This window comes from Streptomyces sp. NPDC096048 (assembly GCF_044763415.1).
Classification (GTDB): domain Bacteria; phylum Actinomycetota; class Actinomycetes; order Streptomycetales; family Streptomycetaceae; genus Streptomyces.
In genome coordinates this window covers 97,481-116,333 of the sequence record NZ_JBIWGG010000016.1, presented here as the reverse complement: position 1 = coordinate 116,333, position 18,853 = coordinate 97,481, and the positions used below count along the sequence as shown (strand labels likewise).

Genomic DNA, 18,853 nt, shown 5'->3' with positions numbered 1-18,853 from the left:
GGAAACAGGACTCCTTCGGCATCATGGACATCATCCGGCACCTGCACTTCTGCCCGCCCGGTACGCCGTTCTTCGACCTGCCGGCCCGGTCCACCGCGGCCGAGGACGACTTCCCCCTCGTCCACGACGAGCTGCCCGAGGGCTGGGGCCGCGCGCCGGGCAGCGAATGGGTGGTGCTGTCCCCGCCCGGCGTGACGCTGCCGCGGCAGGGCTGGAAGATCCACGTCTCGGCGACCCTGGACAACGCCGGCCACATCCTCGACGTGGTGGCGAAGTACTGCGTCGCCGAGCGCGTGATGTTCAAGTTCATCCGCAGCCGGGACCTGCTCAAGAGGCGCAACAGCAAGTACGGCGACCGCAGCGGCAGCGGCAAGTTCGTCACCGTCTATCCGCTCGACGATCTGCACTTCGAGCGGATCCTCCACGAGCTGGGCGACCTGCTGGACGGTGAGAGCGGGCCGTACATCCTCAGCGACCTCCGCTGGCGCTCCGGCCCGCTCTACGTCCGCTACGGCGGTTTCGTCCTCCAGGCGGTGCGGTCCGGGACGGGCGAACTGATCCACTGCATCGAGGACCCCGACGGCCGGCTGGTCCCCGACCGGCGGGGCCCCGGGTTCCGGCCGCCCGAGTGGGTGACCCCGCCGGTCTGCCTGGCCGAGGCGATCGCCGCCCGCAACGCGGGCACGCTCCGGGACTTCCCGTACCGGGTCACCAAGGCGGTGCACTTCTCCAACGGCGGCGGGGTGTACCGGGGCACGGACACCCGGGACGGCACCGAGGTCCTGCTGCGCGAGGCCCGCCCGCACGCCGGCCTCGACGCGGACGGGCGCGACGCCGTCACCCGCCACGAACAGGAGCACTGGGCGCTGCGCCGGCTCACCGGCCTGCCCTGCGTCCCACGGCTGATCGACTACCGCAAGGGGCACGAACACTACTTCCTGGTCCGGGAGTACGTGGAGGGGACGGCGCTGTCCAAGGAGCTCGTCCGGCGCAACCCCTTGCTGAAGGCGGTCGGTTCCGAGGAGACCGTCGCCGAGTACACCGCCTGGGCACTGGACGTGCTCGACCAGATCGAGCGGGGCGTCGACGCCATGCACGAGCGCGGTGTCGTCTTCGCCGACCTGCACCCGGGCAACATCCTGGTCCGGCCCGACGGCCGGGTCGTCTTCATCGACTTCGAGACGGCCGGCACGCCGGACGCCACGACCGCGCAGACCATGGGCGCGGTGGGGTTCATCGCCCCGGCCGGGCACACCGGATTCGCCATCGACCGCTACGCGCTGGGCTGTCTGCGTCTCGCGCTCTTCGCCCCGCAGGTGGCCGTGCTGCCCTGGGCGCCGGAGAAGGCGGACGAGCTGATCGACGTCATCACCGCGTACTACCCGGTGCCCGAGGACTACGCGGAGCGGGTCCACCGGGATCTGGGGCCGACGGCCTTCCCAGCGCCCCGCCCGGAGCGTGCCGGTGGTGCTGAGGACGCCGATGGCCCCGAGGGCAGCGGTGGAGGCGGCGGGCGGCGCGCGGCGCCGGTGTGGGCCCTCCCCGCCCCGGCCGACCGGCCCGCGCTGCTGCGCTCCCTGGCCGACGGCCTGCTCGCGACCGCCCAGCCGGGCCGCGACGACCGGCTCTTCCCGGGCGACGCCGAACAGTTCTTCACGCCGGAGGGCGGACTCGACCTCGCCCACGGCGCCGCCGGAGTGCTGTGGGCCCTCGCCGAGGCGGGAGCCCGGGTGCCGGAGGAACACCTCGACTGGCTCGCCGGGAAGGCGCACGCCCTCGAGGACCCGCGGCCCGGCCTCTACGACGGACTGGGCGGCATCGCGTACGCCCTGGACCGGCTCGGCCGGGAAGACACCGCCCGCGAACTCCTCGGCTGCGTCCTCGACGCCCCCTTGGATGGCCTCGACCACAGCCTCCACGGCGGCCTCCCCGGCGTCGGGCTGACCCTGCTGCACTTCGCCGGGACCACCGAGGACCGCGGACTGCTGGAGCACGCGGACCGGATCGCCGAGCGCGTCGTGCGTGTCGCCGCCGGCGGACCGCCGACCGCCGAAAGCCCTGGAGAGGGCAGAGGAGCGGGGCTGCTGCGAGGAGCGTCGGGCGGTGCCCTGTTCCTGCTCCGCCTGTACGAACACACCGGGGACACCGCCCTGCTGGACCACGCCGTGGCGGCACTGCGGCAGGACCTCGCCGACTTCGGCTGGACACCGGGGGCGCCGTTCGCGGACGGCACCACGGGACGGCTGCCGCTGGTCGCCTCCGGCAGCGGCGGTACGGGCATGGTGCTGCACGACCTCCTCGCGCACCTCCCGGACACCGAACTGGCCCAGGCGCGCGACGCCGTCCTCGCCGCGACGGAACTGCCCTTCGTCGCGCAGGCGGGCCTGCTGAACGGCAGGGCGGGCGTCATCATGGCGCGGGCGCACATGACGAACGCGCCGGTCCGGGAGAGGACGCGGAGCGGCGCGGACCACCCGTCCGGGCCGGAGCACGGCCCCGGCACGGACCCCGTGCAGAGCCGGCACGTGGCGGGACTCGGTCTCAACGCCGTCCGCCACCAGGGCCGTCCCGCCTTCCTCGGCCAGGAGTCCCTGCGGATCTCCTCCGACCTGGCGACCGGCACCGCCGGTGTGCTGCTCGCACTCGGGTCCGCGTGGAGCGACCGCCGCTGCCGACTGCCGTTCCTCTGACCACCCCGAAGGGCGCTCCCGGCCGGGACGCCCTCCTCCCCACCGCGCGTCCACCCCGTCGCCTCCCGGCAGGAACCCTTTGATGATCGACTTCTTGGCCACTCTCGACCCCGGCAACGGACTGGCGGAGAAGTCCGGCATGCTGCCTCCCGCACCGCCCGCCGATCCCCTGTGGAAGGCCCTGGTCCGGCTCTCCTGCGGCACCGACCGCGCCGAGAACACGGCGCAGGCGCTGTCGCCGAGGGTCGTCGGCGCGTACGGGTACTCGCGCATGGACGCCCTGGTGCGCGGCGCGGGTGAGGCGGTCGAGCGGTACGCGCTCTTTCCGCGGCCGGGGTCGCTCCCCGGCGCAGTCCGGGCGGCCCCGAGCACCCTCGGCACCCGCGCGCTGTCCTTCGCCGGCCACGGTGTCGCGCTCGGCGACGCGCGGGTCACGGAGCGGCCTCTGACGTGGTACCCGGCTCGGCGGCTCCGGGACGGCGCCGAGGTCCTGGTGCCCGCGGGCCTGGTCGACTACCCGGCGCCCGCTGAGGAGGCCGAGGGTTTCGACCCGGGGCCCTCGGGGGCGGCGTCCGGGCAGGGGTACGACATGGCGTTGCGCTCGGCCCTGCTGGAGGCGGTCGAACGGGACGCGCTTCTCGTCGCCTGGGAACGCCGGCTGCGTCCGACGCGCGTCGACGTCGGCGCCATCGAGGCGGAGCGGGTGCGCAAGGGCAAGAAGTACGTGCACTGGCGCAGCCTGCTGAAGCTGTGGAGGTCCGCCCGCGAGGCCGGGCTTCTGCCGGTCCTCGCGGATCTGCCGACCGGGGTGCCCGGCGTGGTCTGCACCGTGGGGGTGGTCATCGACGAGACGGGTCCGCAGCCGCTGGCGACCGTCGGCTGCAACGCCACGGACCAGGTGGGCTGGAGCATGCTCGGGGCGCTCCAGGAGGCGCTCCAGATACGCTCGGCGGTGGTGAACCAGCGCGAGAGCCACGGCTACGGCGAAGCCCCGGCCGAGATCAGGGACGACGACGACCGGCTGCGGTACGTGGCGTCCCGGCAGTGCTTCGACCTCGTCGGCGAGTGGGTCGCCGGTTTCGGCGAGGCCCGGGCCCCCCGCACGGCGCGGCCGGTGACGACCTCCGCCGTCCTGGAGGGACTGCTCGCCGACGGCGCCGACCCGCTCGCCGTCGACCTGACCGGCCGGCTTCCGGCCGCCCTGCGGGAGATGGGCTGGGCGGTGGTCAAGGTCGTACCGGTCGGCTACCAGCAGTTGCGGATGGCGGAGTCACACGGCTTCAGCTGGAACTCGCGGCGGTTGGAAACGGCCGAGGCCAGGACGGGCCTGGCCGCCGCACCGGGACCGGCGCCCCGGAACCGTCCCCACCCCCTGCCCTGAGCAGGAACGTTTCACAGATCGAGTTTCGCGGATCAGCTGAAGGAGAGGACCCCCTCATGGAGACCACACTCGGCGAGCAGATCATGCTCCTGTCCCTCGACGACACCACCGGCGCCCCCCAACTGCAGTCGCAGTCCGAATACATGATCTCCAGCGCGTCCGTACTGGAACTGGCGCTCGCGGACCGCGTCCGCATGGAGGGCGACCGCCTCGTCGTCACCGACCCCACCCCGCCGGGTGTCCCGGCCCTGGACGAGGCGCTCGCGCGGATCGCCGCAGCGGACGAGCCCAAGGACGTCCAGGCGTGGATCTTCGAACTGCGCGAGGAAGCCGTCGCCGGCGCGCGGCAGGGACTGCTCGACAAGGGCGCCATCCGCGAGGAGCGGACCCGGCGCTGGGGCATCTTCCCCACGAGCCGCTACCCGGAGGCCGACGGATCGGCCGAGGCTCAGGTACGCCGGAAGCTCACGGCGGCGGTCCTGGAGGGCGAGGAGCCCGACGCGCGCACGGCCGCGCTGGTGGTCCTGCTGCACACCGGCGGGCTGCGGGACCTCGTGTTCGCCGACGCCGACCGGACCGCCGTCGACGAGCGCATGGCCGAACTGACCGAGGGGCACTGGGCCGAGCCGGCCATGAAGCAGCTGATCGACTCGGTGCACGTGGCGCTGTCGGCCTACTCGGCGTCCACGACCGTCACCGTGATCAACGCCGCCACCTGAGGGCCTGTCGGGTGAATCGGGCGGAAGCGGAACCGCCGACCTCAGTTCTTCCTCAAGTCGTTTGCTCCGTTAACACTTTCCGTTGAAGGGGTAATGAGCTTGTGTTAACTTCCCCCGTAGTGATCAAGGTCGTACGGGGGCATGACCGGTTTTGACCAGTTCCGGTCTTCCCCTGCGCTGCGACCATAGTTCGGGGGAAGCATGGAACGAATCCTTGTCGGCATCAGCACTCCTTCAGCGCGGCGCCGGATGACCGAGGCGCTGGCCGGCCTCGGGTGGCTCGTCTCGGGGAACGACGACAGGTACGCCTCGACGCGGCCCGTGGCCCCGGCCGACGTCGCCATCGTCGAAAGCGACACGGTGGACGCCGACCCGTCGGTCGCCGAGTGGGGCAAGCGGGTCATCGTGCTGGTCAACGGGCGCAGCGACGCGTTCTTCCGGTTGCCCCGATGCGCCCGGGTGGCCGGAATCGTCGATCGCGACGACCCCGACCACGGTTATGTCAGGGCCGTGCGCGAGGTGTTGAGCGGGCGTGGCTGGATCTCGCCCGAACTCGTTCCCACGCTGCTGTCCGGCCGGGTCGGCCACGCCCGGCCGCCGGAGCTGCCTACGGCCGAGATCACCCAACTCACCGGCCGGGAACGAACGGTGGCCGTGCTCGTCGCCGAGGGCCTGTCCAACTCCGAGATCGCCGAGCGGCTGACCATCGAGCGCAGCACGGTCAAGTTCCACGTGTCGAACGTCCTGCGCAAACTGGGCTGCCGGGACCGCGCCCAGGTCGCGGCCCTGTGGCACTCCCAGGCGCTGCCGGTCCACTTCGCGGCCTGAGCCGCCCCCGCCCCGGGGCGGGGGACGACTCGACCTCCGGCGGGCGCGCCCGCGCACCGCCGACCGCTAACTTTGCGACAGGCGCCGCAGCGCGCCCGCTCCGCGCGTGCGGACGGCGTCTCCGCGTCGTCCGGCGCGGAGTCCATTCACCCGTTTTCCGTTCGGCGGCGTTCGCTACAGGAAATCGACGGTCGCGGGCGCCGGTGCAATGGCAAAGAGCTCCCGATCCACGACGCGGAAAGTTGCACAGATGGAGCATGCCCTCGAGCCCCGCGTGTCGGTGATCTGTCCGACGTACAACCGGTCCCGGGCGATCCTGGACACCCTCGCCTCGGTGACCGCCCAGACCGTGACCGACTGGGAGATGCTCGTGGTGTCCGACGGCAGCACCGACGACACCGACGACTGGGTCCGCCACGGCGCCCGCACCGATCCACGGATCAGACCACTGCGCACCGAACGCCACGGTCACCCCAGCGGCCCCAGGAACACCGCACTGGCCGAGGCACGGGGCGAGTTCGTCGCCTATCTCGACCACGACGACCAGTGGCGCGCGGACCACCTGGAGGTGGTGCTCTCCCTGATGCAGGGCGGCGCCGAACTCGTCGCCACGGGCTTCGAACTGCGCGACCCCCGAGGAACGCTCCGGGCGGACTCACAGCCGTACGAGATGTGCTGGCACCCGGAGTTCCAGGTCCTCGGGGTGGTCTTCGAGCCGTCGCGCGTAGCACACCGGCGCGGCCTCGCGGAACGGGCCGGCGGCTGGCGCACCGGTGAGGGCCTGGAGGACTGGGATCTGTGGCTGCGGATGACCGACGCGGGGGCACGCTTCACCACGGTGGCCGACCGCACGACCGTCCTGCTCGACGACAGCGGCACGCGCCGGCACCGGATACCGGCCAGGCACCGGCTGCCCCTAGCCGTCTTCGACGACCCCCGCGCGGCACGTTCGATGCTGGAACTCCTGCGCTCCGGGCGGGACGCCGCCGCGTACCGGACCGCGCAGCTCGCCGACACCGAGGAGTGGCTCGCCCGGCTGGTGGCGGACGAACGCTTCACCAGGCCCCTGGACTGGCACGGCGACCCGGTGGCGGAGATCGCGCGGGCCAGGCGGTCCGCCCGGGACCTCTGGCCGGACCTCTTGGTCATCAGGTGGGGCGGCCGCTACGCCGTGGCCCAGCCGCTGCGCTGCTCCACCGCCGAGCACGCCGAGCGCGTCACGTCCTTGGTGCGGCGGAGCCAACCGAGGCTGTTCGCCCTCCTCGACGCGGCCGCGGCGGAGTGCGCCGGGACCGCCGGGAACCTCACGGGAGCGGGAAGACGATGAAGGCCCTCGTTCTCGCCGGCGGTACCGGCACACGGCTGCGACCCATCACCCACACCGCCGCCAAGCAGCTCGTCCCCGTCGCCAACAAACCGGTCCTCTTCTACGGCATCGAGTCGATCGTCGCCGCTGACATCACCGAGATAGGGGTCGTCGTCGGCGGCACGGCCGACGAGATACGGGCCGCCCTCGGCGACGGCTCGGCCTTCGGGGCCCGGATCACCTACCTGCCGCAGGAAGCCCCTCTCGGGCTGGCGCACGCCGTGCTCATCGCCCGCGACTGGCTCGGCGACGACGACTTCGTCATGTACCTCGGCGACAACTTCGTCGTCGGCGGGATCACCGACGTGGTGGAAGAGTTCCGCCGGGAGCGGCCCGACGCCGGAATCCTGCTCACCAAGGTCGCGGACCCGTCGATGTTCGGGGTCGCCGAACTGGGGCCGGACGGCGCCGTCGTGCGGCTGGAGGAGAAGCCCCCGGCGCCCCGCAGCGACCTGGCGCTGGTCGGCGTCTACCTCTTCACCCCCGTGGTGCACGAGGCCGTCGCCGCCTGTGTGCCTTCGGCGCGCGGCGAGCTCGAGATCACCGACGCCGTGCAGTGGCTGGTCGACTCCGGCCGCGACGTCCGCGCCACCACCATCACCGGCTACTGGAAGGACACCGGTAACGCCGACGACATGCTGGAGGTCAACCGCACCGTCCTGGAGACCGTGGAGCCGGCCGTCCAAGGATGGGTGGACGAGGCGAGCGAGCTCGTGGGCCGGGTCAGGATCGCCCCCGGAGCCAGGATCGTGCGGTCCCGGATCGTCGGTCCCACCGTCATCGGTGCCGACACCGTCGTCACCGACTCCCACATCGGGGCCTTCACCTCCATCGCCGACGGCTGCCGGATCAGGGGCAGCGAGGTGGAGTTCTCCATCGTCCTGCAGGGATCGCGGATCGAGGACGCGGGCCGTGTCGAGGGTTCGCTCATCGGCCGCTCCGTCCACGTCTCCGGCGCGGTCCGGGCACCACGAGCACACCGCCTCGTCCTCGGCGATCACAGCCGGATCCGGATCGCCTCCTGAGCTCGCTTTTCGGGACACCCACGACACGAGAGACCGCGACACCCGCCATGAGAACCCTTGTCACCGGAGGGGCCGGCTTCATCGGCTCCCACTTCGTACGATCGCTGCTGTCCGACCCCACGACCGAGGCGGTCACCGTCCTGGACGCGCTGACCTACGCGGGCAACCCCGCCAACCTCGCGCCCGTGGCCGACGACTTCCGGCTGCGCTTCGTCCGCGGGGACATCCTCGACGCCGAACGCGTGGCCGGACTGATGGCCGAGCACGACGCGGTGGTCCACCTGGCCGCCGAATCCCACGTCGACCGCTCGATCGCCGACGGCGGCGACTTCGCCTCGACCAACATGCTGGGCACCCAGGTCCTGCTGGAAGCCGCCGTCCGCACGGGCCTCGGCACCTTCGTCCACGTCTCCACGGACGAGGTCTACGGCTCGATCGCCGTCGGCTCCTGGACCGAGGACCAGCCCCTCGCCCCCAACTCCCCCTACTCCGCAGCCAAGTCGGGATCCGACCTCCTCGCCCTGGCCTATCACCGCACGCACGGCCTTGACGTCCGTGTCACCCGCTGCTCGAACAACTACGGGCCCTACCAGTACCCGGAGAAGATCATCCCGCTCTTCATCACCAGCCTTCTCGACGGGCGCCGGGTACCGCTGTACGGAGACGGCGGACAGGTCCGCGACTGGCTGCACGTCGAGGACCACTGCCGTGCGCTGCGGCTCGTGCTGGAGGGCGGCCGCCCGGGCGAGGTCTACAACATCGGCGGCGGCACCGAACTCACCAACAAACAACTCACCGAGCGACTGCTGGACGCCTGCGGCCGGGACTGGGACAGCGTCGTCCACGTCGAGGACCGCAAGGGCCACGACGCCCGCTACTCCATCGACTGGTCCAAGATCCGTGACGAACTGGGCTATAAGCCCCGGCGCTCCTTCGACGAGGGCCTGGCCGCCACGGTGGCCTGGTACCGGGAGAACACCGCCTGGTGGAAGGCGGCCCGGGGATGACGTGTCGGATCGTTGCCGGTACCTTTCCCGCCGCCGGCCCCCTGGTCGTGGCCAAAACCTCCGCTGCTGGACCGTAGCGGCCGTGTACACGCGGGGACCGTCCGCGCCAGGACCGCGGACATCTCTCCCCATGGGACACATTGGGATCCGCTCCGAACTGAGCCGACCACCGTGGTGTGCCCGCCGATCGCGGATACACCTCCACTCGCTGCCGCCGAGGGTGGTTCTGTCGAGGTCGGACAAGCACCCCAGCGTGCCCGTCTGGCCTCGTCGAGGGGCACGCTTGCAGCCGCTCAGCGCCCTGATTGACCACTTCTGGATCTCCACCGGTGGACAGTCGGTGGACACACGCCTTTGGACGGTGCATTACGAGGGAGCCTGGGTCAACCTGCTGCGCGTGCTCTGATCTGGCAAAACGCTACTGGGCAGCACGACGCGGCACTACGCAACACGAACGCTCATGGTCTCGTTATGCGTAGGTCCCGGGTTCGAATCCCGAAGGCGGCTCCACATGAAACCCGCGGGTCAGGTATCTGATCTGCGGGTTCTTTGTTTTGTATGCCGTCGCTCCCGCAGGAGCGGGGTGCGCCCGTTGAACCGGCCCCCGCGGTTCTCCGTACCAGTGGCCAGCGAGCAGTGGCCAGTGACCACGGCCAGGCGGCCAGTGCGGCGAACCGCGGGGCCGCGGAGGGGCGTACGCCGGGAATCGCGGTCGTGAACGGTTAGCATCGCGCACACGCTGTCGGCCGGGGACGAGGTGAGGGCATGGGCGAGGACACGGGTGGACCGAGGATCGCCGTCGCCGTGGTGACCATGGGGAACCGGCCCGCCGAGGTCGACGCCCTGCTGGAGTCCGTGGCCAAGCAGGACGTTCCGCCCGCGCGGATCGTGATCGTCGGCAACGGCTGTCCGCTGCCCGAGTTCGCCGCGCGGCTGTCGTTGCCCGGTGAGGTCACGCCGATCGAGGTCGACGAGAACCTGGGCTGTCCCGGCGGGCGGAACGTGGCGCTCGCGCGGTTGCGGGAGTTCGGCGACACCGACGTGGTCGTGGAGCTGGACGACGACGGGCTCCTCGTGGACGCCGATGTGCTGCGCCGGGTGGGGGAGCTGTTCGCCGCCGACGACCGGCTCGGCATCGTCGGCTTCCGGATCGCCGACGAGCATGGCGAGACACAGCAGCGGCACGTCCCCAGGGTCGGCGCCTCCGACCCCATGCGGGGCGGGTACGTCACCGGCTTCCTCGGCGGCGGACACGCGCTGCGGTCGGAGATGCTCGACGAGGTCGGCGACTGGCCCGCCGAGTTCTTCTTCGCGCACGAGGAGACCGACCTGGCCTGGCGCGCCGCCGACGCCGGGTGGCGCATCCTCTACGCGCCCGAGCTGCTGCTCCAGCACCCGAAGACCTCGCCCGCACGGCACGCCGTCTACTTCCGGGTCAACGCCCGTAACCGGGTCTGGCTGGCCCGCCGGCGGCTGCCGCTGCCGCTGATTCCCGTCCACCTCGGCGTGTGGATGCTGCTCACGCTGGCGCGCCACCGGTCGCTCGGCGGGCTGCGGGCCTGGTTCGGCGGGTTCGCGGAGGGACTGCGCAAGCCCGCGGGGGAGCGGCGGCCGATGCGCTGGCGCACGGTGGGGCGGCTCACCCGGCTGGGACGGCCGCCCATCATCTGAGCGGGACAGAGAGCCCCGGTCGTTCACCTCTGACGAACGGGGCCCCATGCGTCCCCGGACCCGGCCGCGGCGGCGACACTCCCCCGAGCAACGCGTTCTACGCGCGCACCCCCGGGCCAGATCCGATGGTGTGATCACATCAGATCTTGCCAACGGATCGCTAACATATGGCCAACGGTTCTTCGTTGACGAGGGGTCGCCTTGACGGAGACGGCCGTGGCGGAAATCCGCCGTGAGGAAGGCGGTAGGGCGGAGTGAGGCGGTACCGCCTGCGGTTCGGACTGCTGGGACCACCGGTCCTGTACGCCGCCGATGCCGCCGTTCCGGTGGTCGACGCCGCTCCTGTCCACGTCCCCGCCCCCATCCCTGTGGCCAGTCCCAAGGTCCGGGTCCTGCTCGCCGCGCTGCTGCTGGAGGCGGGGCGGGCCGTGCCCGCCGAGTCGCTCGAGGACGCGCTGTGGGGCAGTGCTCCGCCGGTGTCCGCGCGGGCCTCGCTGCACAATCACGTGACCCGGCTGCGGCGGCTGATCGACGAGCCCGGCCGGCTGCGCACCGTACCGTCCGGCTACCTCCTGCGGGTCGAGGAGGGCGAGGTGGACGTGCACGTCTTCGAGGCCGCCGCGAGTGAGGCGCGCGCCGCGCACGCCGACGGCGACTGGGATCGGGTCGTGCGCGCGGGCTCGGCCGCACTGGCGCTGTGGCGGGGCGCGCCGCTCGCCGGGCTGCCGGCCGAGGTGGGCGGGTACGCGTTCGCCCAGCGGCTCCAGGAGACGCGGCTCCTGCTCACCGAGTGGTGCTACGACGCCGAACTGTCCCTCGGTGGCGCGCGGCTGGAGAGTCTCGTACCGGAGCTGTCCGCGCTCGCCGCCGAGCATCCGCTGCGGGAGACGTACCACCGTCAGCTGATGCTGGCCCTGCATCGCACCGGCCGGCGGGCGGAGGCGCTGGCCGTCCACCGCGACCTGCGCGCCCGCCTCGCCGAGGACCTCGGCATCGAGCCGGGCCCCGCCGTGCGGGCGGCGCACGTGGAAGTGCTGCGGGGGGCGCCGGCCGTGCCACGGAGCGTGGCTGCGCAGAGCCCGGCGTCGCGGAGTGCCGCAGCACAGAATTCGCGGAGCGCCGCAGCACAGGGCTCACAGAGCGACACAGCACAGAGCTCGCAGAGCGCCGCTCCACAGGACTCACGGATTGCCGCACCACAGAACGCTCCCCGCGATACCGCTCCCCGCGATGCCTCCTCCCGCGACGCCGCCCCCCGCTACCCCGTACCGCGCGTCGACGTCCCGCCCGTCCGTCCCGTCCCGGAGCAGGCGGTCTCCCCTCCGCGCCCGGCGCAACTGCCCGCCGCGCCGTCGTACTTCACCGGTCGTGACGCCGTACGCGGCGACCTGGTCCGCGCCCTCGCCCCCGGCTCGCACCCCCGCGTAGCCGTCGTCAGCGGCATGGCCGGCGTCGGCAAGACCGCCCTCGCGCTCCATGTCTCGCACGGGATGAAGGAACGTTTCCCCGATGGGCAGCTCTACCTCAACCTGCACGGCGCCACCCCCGGAATGTCCCCGCTGACCCAGGATCAGGCGCTCACCGCGCTGCTCCGCGACCTCGGCGCCGATCCCCGGCTCGTCCCCGAACAGTCCGACGCAGCAGCCGCGTTGCTGCGCTCCCTGCTCGCGCCGACGCGGACGCTCCTGCTCCTGGACGACGCCGACAACGCCGCGCAGGTACGCCCGCTGCTGCCGGCCGGCCCCGGCTGCGCGGTGATCGTCACCAGCCGGTCGCCGCTCACCGCACTCGACGGCGCCCACCGCTTCCCGCTCGCGCCGCTGTCCGGGGCGGAGAGCGCGGCGCTGCTGCGGGCGGCGTCCGGGCGCGACAGCCGGTACGGACCGGACGCCGGCCACCCCCTCGTCGAGCTCACCGGCCGCCTTCCCCTGGCCCTGCGTGTCGTCGCCGCCCGCCTGGCCGCCCGGCGCGCCCTCACTCCCGACGTGCTCGCCGGCCAACTGTCCGCCACCGAGGGGCGGCTGAACCACCTGGAGTACGACGACCTGAGCGTGCGGCGTTCCCTCGCCGTCGCCCACGACGCGCTCGCCGCCTCCGACCGCGAGGCCGACCGGGACGCGGCCCTCGCGCTGCGCCGCATCGGCGCCCTCGATCTGCCCGCGTACGGCGCACCGCTGCTCGCCCGTCTCATCGACGCCGACGAGGGCCGTGCCGAGGCCGCCCTCGACCGCCTCGTCGACGTGGCCCTGCTGGAGGAGATCGCGTACGGCCGCTACGCCCCCCACGACCTGGTGCGCGAGTTCGCCCGGGAGATCGCCCGCGGCGACGACGGCAGGGACGGCAGGGACGGCATCGCCGTGACCACCCTGCGCTGGTACGCCGCCGTCGCCGAGCGCGTCCTCACCGCGATCGTCGAACCCGGCATCGACCAGGACGACCGCCGCCGCCCCACCGCCGCACAGCCCCCCGAACACGCGACGGAGGTCGCCTCGGTCCCGCCCTTCGCCCGCTCCGAGGACGCCTTCGCCTGGGGCGACCTGGAGGCGGAGAACGTCGTCGCCCTCGTCGAGCGCCACTGCGGCGGCAGTGTCGGCAGTGGCAGTGGCAGTGATGATGGCGGTGGCGGTGGCGGGGGTGATGGCCGTGGCAGTGGCAGTGGCGGTGGTGACGGCAGTGGCGGTGGGGATGGCGGGAGCCGTCATCTCGCCGTCCTCGTCCGTCTCCTCTTCCCCTACGCCCAGCGCAGCGGCCGGGTCGCCGAGATGGAGGTACTGGGCCGGGGCGCCCTCGACCTCGCGCGGCGCCACGGTGACGAGGCCGCCGAGGCCTACGCGCTGGGCGACCTCGCCGGCCTGCACTTCCTGACCGGGCGGCTCAGTGACGCGCTCGCGCTCAACGACCGTTCGCTGGCGGTCTGGCGGCGGCTCGGCACGGTCACCCGGATCCGCCGCTGCCTCAACAACCGCGGCCTGCTCCTCGAAAACCTCGGCCGACACGACGAGTCGGCCGAGGCGCTGCGTCAGAGCCTCGCGTTCTCACAGCAGCTGAACGACCCGTGGGGCGAGGCGATCACCCACAGCCATCTCGGGAACCTCTACGAGCACACCGACCCACGGGCGGCGATCGAGCAGCACCGGCGTTCGCTCGCCATCGGCGACGAGATCGGCAACGTGATCGTGCAGCACTCGGCGCACTGCAACATCGGCTACGCCCACCTCACCCTCGGCGAACCGGGCGCCGCCGCGGAGCACTTCGAGGAGAGCATGCGCATCCTGGGCGGGCACGGTGACTGGCACGGCGAGTCCCAGACCAGGCTCGGCCTCGTCCGCGCCCTGCGCCTGCTGGGCCGCACCGAACGGGCCGCCGACGAGTGCGCGGAGCTGGTCCGCCGCGCCGACGCCCGCGCCGACCGCTACGCCGGCGGTCTCGCCCGGCACCAACAGGGGCTGCTGCTGCGGGAGCGGGGGCGCGATCGCGAGGCGTACGAGCAGTGGCGGGCGGCGCTGGCGGCGTTGGACGGGACGGACGCGAAGACGGTGGCGGGGGAGTTGCGGGAGCTGCTGGCCGAGGGACCTCCCGCCGACTGATCGCGCGGTGTCCGCGTAACGCCCCATCGGTCACTTGGCGTCCGCGTAGCACTCCACCACCGCCGTCGTGAACGGGAACCGCACCGGCGTCGTGCCGAACGTCAGCCGCCCCGCCAGCTCCGCCGCTTCCCGGATCGCCGCGACGACGGCGTCCGCCTCCTCCTCGGGGCAGTGCACGATCACCTCGTCGTGCTGGAAGAAGACCAGCTCCGCCGACTTGTCCGCGCAGGCCTGCCGCAGCGCGGCGAGCAGCAGCAGGGCCCAGTCGGCCGCGCTGCCCTGGACGACGAAGTTGCGGGCGAAGCGGCCTCGCGCGCGGGCGTCGGTGGAGGCGTAACCGGGCGCCCACTCGTGCGCCCGGCCCGGCGCGTCGGAGGGGTCGTCCTGCGGCAGGCCCGCCTCCTCGGCGCCGTCGGCCGCCCCGGCCGCCGGTGGGCAGGTGCGCCCCAGCCAGGTCCGCACGAGCCGCCCCTCCTGGCCCGCGCGCGCCGCGTCGTCGACGTACGCCACCGCCCGGGGGAAGCGGCGTCTGAGCGCGGCGAGGTTCTTCAGGCCGTCGCCGGAGGTCTGGCCGTAGACCGCGCCGAGGACGGCGAGTTTGGCCTGGGCGCGGTCGCCGGAGAAGGCGCGGTCGGACACCGACTGGTAGAGGTCGGTCTCGCGGCCGGCCACCTCCATCAGGCCGGGGTCACGGGAGATCGCCGCCAGCACGCGCGGCTCCATCTGGTCGGCGTCGGCGACGACCAGCCGCCAGCCCGGGTCGGCGACGACGGCCCGCCGGATCACCTTGGGGATCTGCAGCCCGCCCCCGCCGTTGGTCACCCAGCGTCCGGTGACCGTGCCACCGGCCAGGAACTCGGGGCGGAACCGTCCGTCCCGCACCCAGTCCTGGAGCCAGGACCAGCCGTGGGCGACCCAGATCCGGTACAGCTTCTTGTACTCGATCAACGGCTTCACGGCCGGATGGTCGACGGACTCGATCTCCCACCGGCGGGTGGAACCGACCTTGATCCCGGCCCGCGCGAACGCCTTGACCACGTCCGCGGGCAGATCGGGCCGCACCCGGTGCCCGAACGCCGCGGACACCTCCTCGGCCAGCTCTGCCAGGCGGCGCGGCTCACCCCCTCCCGTGTACCGCTCGCCGAGCAGGTCGTGGAGTACCTCCCGGTGCACGTCGGCACGCCAGGGCAGCCCGGAGCGGTTCATCTCGGCGGCGACCAGCATCCCCGCCGACTCGGCCGCCGTCAGCAGCCGCATCCGGTCGGGGTGGGCGGACCGGTCGTGGCGGCGTTGCTGCTCGGCGTAGACGGACAGCAGGTCGTCCAGGGGCAGGTGGACGGCCTGGGGCTCGAAGAGCGGGGACTGCGCACCGGGCTCGGCGGAGCGCTGCGGCGGGTCGGGCGGTACCGGGTCGCCGCGCAGCCGGGCCAGGGCCGCCGCGGCCGAGCGCGGCTCCCCGTACCGGCCCTCGTGGCCGAGCAGGAGGGTTTCGGCGGCCTCCACGTCGTAGCACCGCTCCACCCGTACCCCCGCGGCGAGCAGGCGCGGGGCGGTCTCGGCGGTGGACCGCCACACCCAGCGCGCGACCTCCGGCCTGCTCCGCACGGCCTCGGCGAGGCCGGCCTCCCGTCGCACCGGTCCGGCGGGCAGCCCGTCGGGGCCGAGGGGGGCGACCTCCACGCCACCGTCCTCGGCCACGGCGAGCGCCCACCGATCAGCCATGTCGCGAGTGTCGCAGGAGGGTCTGACAACGACCCTCGCCGTGGCCGGGGTCTCAGCCCTCTGCCTGCCCGGGACCCCTCTTCTCGGTCTCTCCGGTCTCTCCGGTCTCCACGGTCTCCTCCGTCTTCGCGGTGACCTCGATGAACTCCGCCAGCATCTCGGTGACGTACCGCTCGGTGGCCTCCTTGTCGAGGCCGAGCCCGCTGAGTACGCCCTCGCCGTGCTCGTGCTCCAGCAGGGCGAGCAGCATGTGTTCGGTGCCGATGTAGTTGTGGCCGAGGCGCAGGGCCTCGCGGAAGGTGAGTTCGAGGACCTTCTTGGCGGCGGGGCCGTAGGGCACCAGCTCGGGAACCTCCGCGGCGGCGGGCGGGAGGGCCCCGGTCGCCGCCGCGCGGACCGCGTCGAGGGTCACGCCCTGCGCGGCGATCGCCTTGGCGGAGAGGCTCTCGCGTTCGGTGACCAGGCCGAGGACGAGGTGCTCGGGCACGCCCTCGGCGTTGCCGGCGGTCTTGGCGGCGTTGTGGGCGGCCATCACGACGTTGCGCGCGCGGGGCGTGTAGCGGCTGAAGCCCTGGCTCGCGTCCAGGTCGGCCGACTCCTTGGGCACGAAGCGCTTCTGCGCCGCCTGCCGGGTGACGCCCATGCTCTTGCCGATGTCCGTCCAGGAAGCGCCCGAACGCCGGGCCTGGTCCACGAAGTGGCCGATGAGGTGATCGGCCACCTCACCGAGGTGCTCGCCGGCGAGGACGGCGTCCTGGAGCTGTTCGAGGGGCTCCGGATGCACCTTCTTGATCGCGGTGATGAGTTCGTCGAGGCGTACGGATGACGTGATGCTCGGGTTCGTCGTCATGCGTCAACCGTAGGTTGCGCCCAAAGAGGTGTCAACCGTCGGTTGACACTCGTCTCGGCGCACCGTCTCGACGAGCCGTACGACCCGTTCCGACGGGCGTCGGCTACTTCGGCGACGCCACCACCAACCGCACCGCCAGCCCCGTGAACACCGTCCCCGAGACGATGTTCAGCCAGCGGTTCACCCGCGCGCTGCGCCTGAGAAGTCCCGCCAGTCGCCCGGACAGCAGCCCGACGAAGCCGTCCCACAGGAAGCCCATCACCACGAGGGTGCCGCCGAGCAGCAGCAACTGGCCGGGGACGTGCCCCAGCGAGGGATCGACGAACTGCGGCAGGAACGCCACGTTGAAGAGGATCACCTTGGGATTGAGCAGGTTGGTGATCGCGCCCTGCCAGAAGGCCCGCCGCATTCCCGCGCCCCGGTGCGCCGCGTCGTCCTCGCCCGGCACCGAGCGGTCCCGGAAGGCCTTCACCGCCAGGTAGAGCAAATAGGCGGCGCCCGCCCAGCGCAGTACGTGGTACAGCGTCGGCAGCGTCGTGAACAGGGCCGACAGTCCGAGCGCCGCGGCGACCGCGTGCACCAGCATCGCGCAGGACACCCCGAACGCGGCCATCACCCCCGCCGTGGGGCCGCCCCGCCCGCCCATCGCCACGATGAACATCATGTCGGGCCCCGGAGTGATGCACAGCGCGAAGGCGGCGACGAGGAACGCCGCGTAGAGGGTCATGTCCACCATGCGCGCCATGCTCGACGCCGGGCGGTGCGGCCTTGGCCGAATTCCACGAAGTGAGACGGGCGGGGGACCGTGGCACCATCACCGGGTGAGTACGCCCCGCACCGTCGACCGTGCCTTCGAGACCGCCCTGTACGACGCCGCGGACGACGCCCTCGACGCCGCCGCCTCACTGCTCGCCGCCGACCCGGCGGCGGACGCGGAACTCGTCGGCCGCGGGGCGGAGTTCGTGGCGGCGGCCTGGCGGCGCGGCTGGCAGCCCGCCGACCTCGTACGGATCGTGCGGCGCGAGCTGGACGACGTCCACGTACGGCTGGTGGCGGCACTGATCCGCGCCCAGGCGCCGCACGACCGCCCGCGCGGCCCCCGTTGGACCGCGCAGCTCGACGACGTTCCGGACCAGGCGCCGCCCCGCACCGACCGCTTCTCGCACGCCACCGCCGTACTCGAGCTGTACCGTCTGCTGCTGCGCCTGCCCGCGCTGGACCCTCTGGAGCCGGGGGAGCCAAGGTCGGTGGGCGCCCCGGGTGAGGCGTCCCGTCGGGAGAACCGGCCGGAGTCCCGCACCCTCGCCCGCATCCGCGCGCTGCTCGCCAAGGCGGAGGCGACCGGGTATCCGGAGGAGGCGGAGGCGCTCAGCACCAAGGCGCAGGAGCTGATGGCCCGGCACAGCATCGACGAGGCGCTGCTGTCGGCCCACGCGCCCTCGCCCGACGCCCCGGGCGCCTGCCGGATCGGGGTGGAGCCGCCGTACGAGCAGGCCAAGGCGGTACTGCTGGACGCGGTGGCCGACGCGAACCACTGCCGGGCCGTGTGGAACGAACCCCTCGGCTTCTCCACCGTCGTCGGCTTCGAGGCCGACCTGGAGGCGGTCGAACTCCTCTACACCTCCCTGCTGGTGCAGGCCGAGGCCGCGATGACGAAGGCGGAGGCCGCGCAGCGAGCGGGCGGGCGCAAGCGGACCAAGACCTTCCGTCAGTCGTTCCTCGCCGCCTACGCCCACCGCGCGGGCACCCGGCTCCGGGCGGCGACGGACGCGGCCACCGCCGAGTCCGGCACGGCGACGGACGTGGACCTCCTGCCGGTCCTCGCCTCCCGCGAGATAGCGGTCACGGACCGCCTGGAGCGCATGTTCCCGGAGACGACGACGACCCGCCTGCGCGGCGTCGGCGACGCGGCGGGCTGGACGGAGGGCACCCGCGCGGCGGACGACGCCCGGGTCGACCGGCGGCGACCCCTGCCGTAGCCGCCGCCCCGCCCTGCGCGGGGGCAGG

General features: G+C 72.9%; 13 protein-coding genes. 10 read left to right on the top strand and 3 right to left on the bottom strand.

The window, feature by feature from the left end:
• The first annotated feature begins 23 nt into the window (after positions 1-23).
• The 9 genes from lanKC to ACIQ6R_RS34555 all read left to right on the top strand — a co-directional run bounded on the left by lanKC (position 24) and on the right by ACIQ6R_RS34555 (position 14,274).
• Entirely contained in the window at positions 24-2,690 is a 2,667-nt protein-coding gene (gene lanKC / locus ACIQ6R_RS34595; RefSeq protein WP_404225796.1) for a class III lanthionine synthetase LanKC, read from the top strand.
• Between the two features lie 82 nt (positions 2,691-2,772).
• Positions 2,773-4,071 carry a YcaO-like family protein gene (locus ACIQ6R_RS34590; protein ID WP_404225794.1) on the top strand — a complete coding sequence of 433 codons (1,299 nt, stop codon included), beginning with the start codon at positions 2,773-2,775 and terminating at the stop codon, positions 4,069-4,071.
• Positions 4,072-4,127: 56 nt separating this feature from the next.
• Positions 4,128-4,790 carry a GPP34 family phosphoprotein gene (locus tag ACIQ6R_RS34585; RefSeq protein WP_404225792.1) on the top strand — a complete coding sequence of 221 codons (663 nt, stop codon included), beginning with the start codon at positions 4,128-4,130 and terminating at the stop codon, positions 4,788-4,790.
• Between the two features lie 201 nt (positions 4,791-4,991).
• Positions 4,992-5,618 (top strand): LuxR family transcriptional regulator, encoded by a 627-nt coding sequence (locus tag ACIQ6R_RS34580; RefSeq protein WP_404225790.1) that lies wholly within the window; start codon positions 4,992-4,994, stop codon positions 5,616-5,618.
• A gap of 250 nt (positions 5,619-5,868) precedes the next feature.
• Positions 5,869-6,945: a glycosyltransferase gene (locus ACIQ6R_RS34575; RefSeq protein ID WP_404225789.1), complete on the top strand. Its 1,077-nt coding sequence runs from the start codon at positions 5,869-5,871 to the stop codon at positions 6,943-6,945.
• Positions 6,942-8,009: a glucose-1-phosphate thymidylyltransferase gene (locus ACIQ6R_RS34570; RefSeq protein ID WP_404225787.1), complete on the top strand. Its 1,068-nt coding sequence runs from the start codon at positions 6,942-6,944 to the stop codon at positions 8,007-8,009. Before ACIQ6R_RS34575 ends, ACIQ6R_RS34570 begins: the two co-directional genes overlap by 4 nt.
• 47 nt (positions 8,010-8,056) lie before the next feature.
• The gene (gene rfbB, locus ACIQ6R_RS34565; RefSeq protein ID WP_404225785.1) at positions 8,057-9,016 is read left to right on the top strand and encodes a dTDP-glucose 4,6-dehydratase; all 960 of its coding nucleotides are present in this window, start codon (positions 8,057-8,059) and stop codon (positions 9,014-9,016) included.
• A 765-nt stretch (positions 9,017-9,781) separates the two neighbouring features.
• Entirely contained in the window at positions 9,782-10,687 is a 906-nt protein-coding gene (locus ACIQ6R_RS34560) for a glycosyltransferase family 2 protein (RefSeq protein ID WP_404185894.1), read from the top strand.
• Between the two features lie 254 nt (positions 10,688-10,941).
• Positions 10,942-14,274: a BTAD domain-containing putative transcriptional regulator gene (locus ACIQ6R_RS34555; RefSeq protein WP_404225783.1), complete on the top strand. Its 3,333-nt coding sequence runs from the start codon at positions 10,942-10,944 to the stop codon at positions 14,272-14,274.
• 30 nt (positions 14,275-14,304) lie between these two features.
• Here the strand turns inward: ACIQ6R_RS34555 and ACIQ6R_RS34550 are convergent, their stop codons facing one another.
• The 3 genes from ACIQ6R_RS34550 to ACIQ6R_RS34540 all read right to left on the bottom strand — a co-directional run bounded on the left by ACIQ6R_RS34550 (position 14,305) and on the right by ACIQ6R_RS34540 (position 17,582).
• Complete coding sequence (locus ACIQ6R_RS34550; RefSeq protein WP_404185890.1) at positions 14,305-15,996, bottom strand: bifunctional 3'-5' exonuclease/DNA polymerase; 1,692 nt, start codon at positions 15,994-15,996, stop codon at positions 14,305-14,307.
• Between the two features lie 52 nt (positions 15,997-16,048).
• Entirely contained in the window at positions 16,049-16,846 is a 798-nt protein-coding gene (locus tag ACIQ6R_RS34545) for a Clp protease N-terminal domain-containing protein (RefSeq protein WP_404225781.1), read from the bottom strand.
• 103 nt (positions 16,847-16,949) lie between these two features.
• On the bottom strand, positions 16,950-17,582 hold the full coding sequence (locus ACIQ6R_RS34540) for a LysE family translocator (protein WP_404185886.1): 633 nt from the start codon (positions 17,580-17,582) through the stop codon (positions 16,950-16,952).
• An 85-nt stretch (positions 17,583-17,667) separates the two neighbouring features.
• On the opposite strand from ACIQ6R_RS34540, the gene ACIQ6R_RS34535 reads away from it, so the two are divergent.
• A complete protein-coding gene (locus ACIQ6R_RS34535) occupies positions 17,668-18,825 on the top strand; it encodes a DUF2786 domain-containing protein (protein WP_404225780.1) in 1,158 nt (385 codons plus the stop codon).
• The last annotated feature ends 28 nt before the right edge of the window (positions 18,826-18,853 follow it).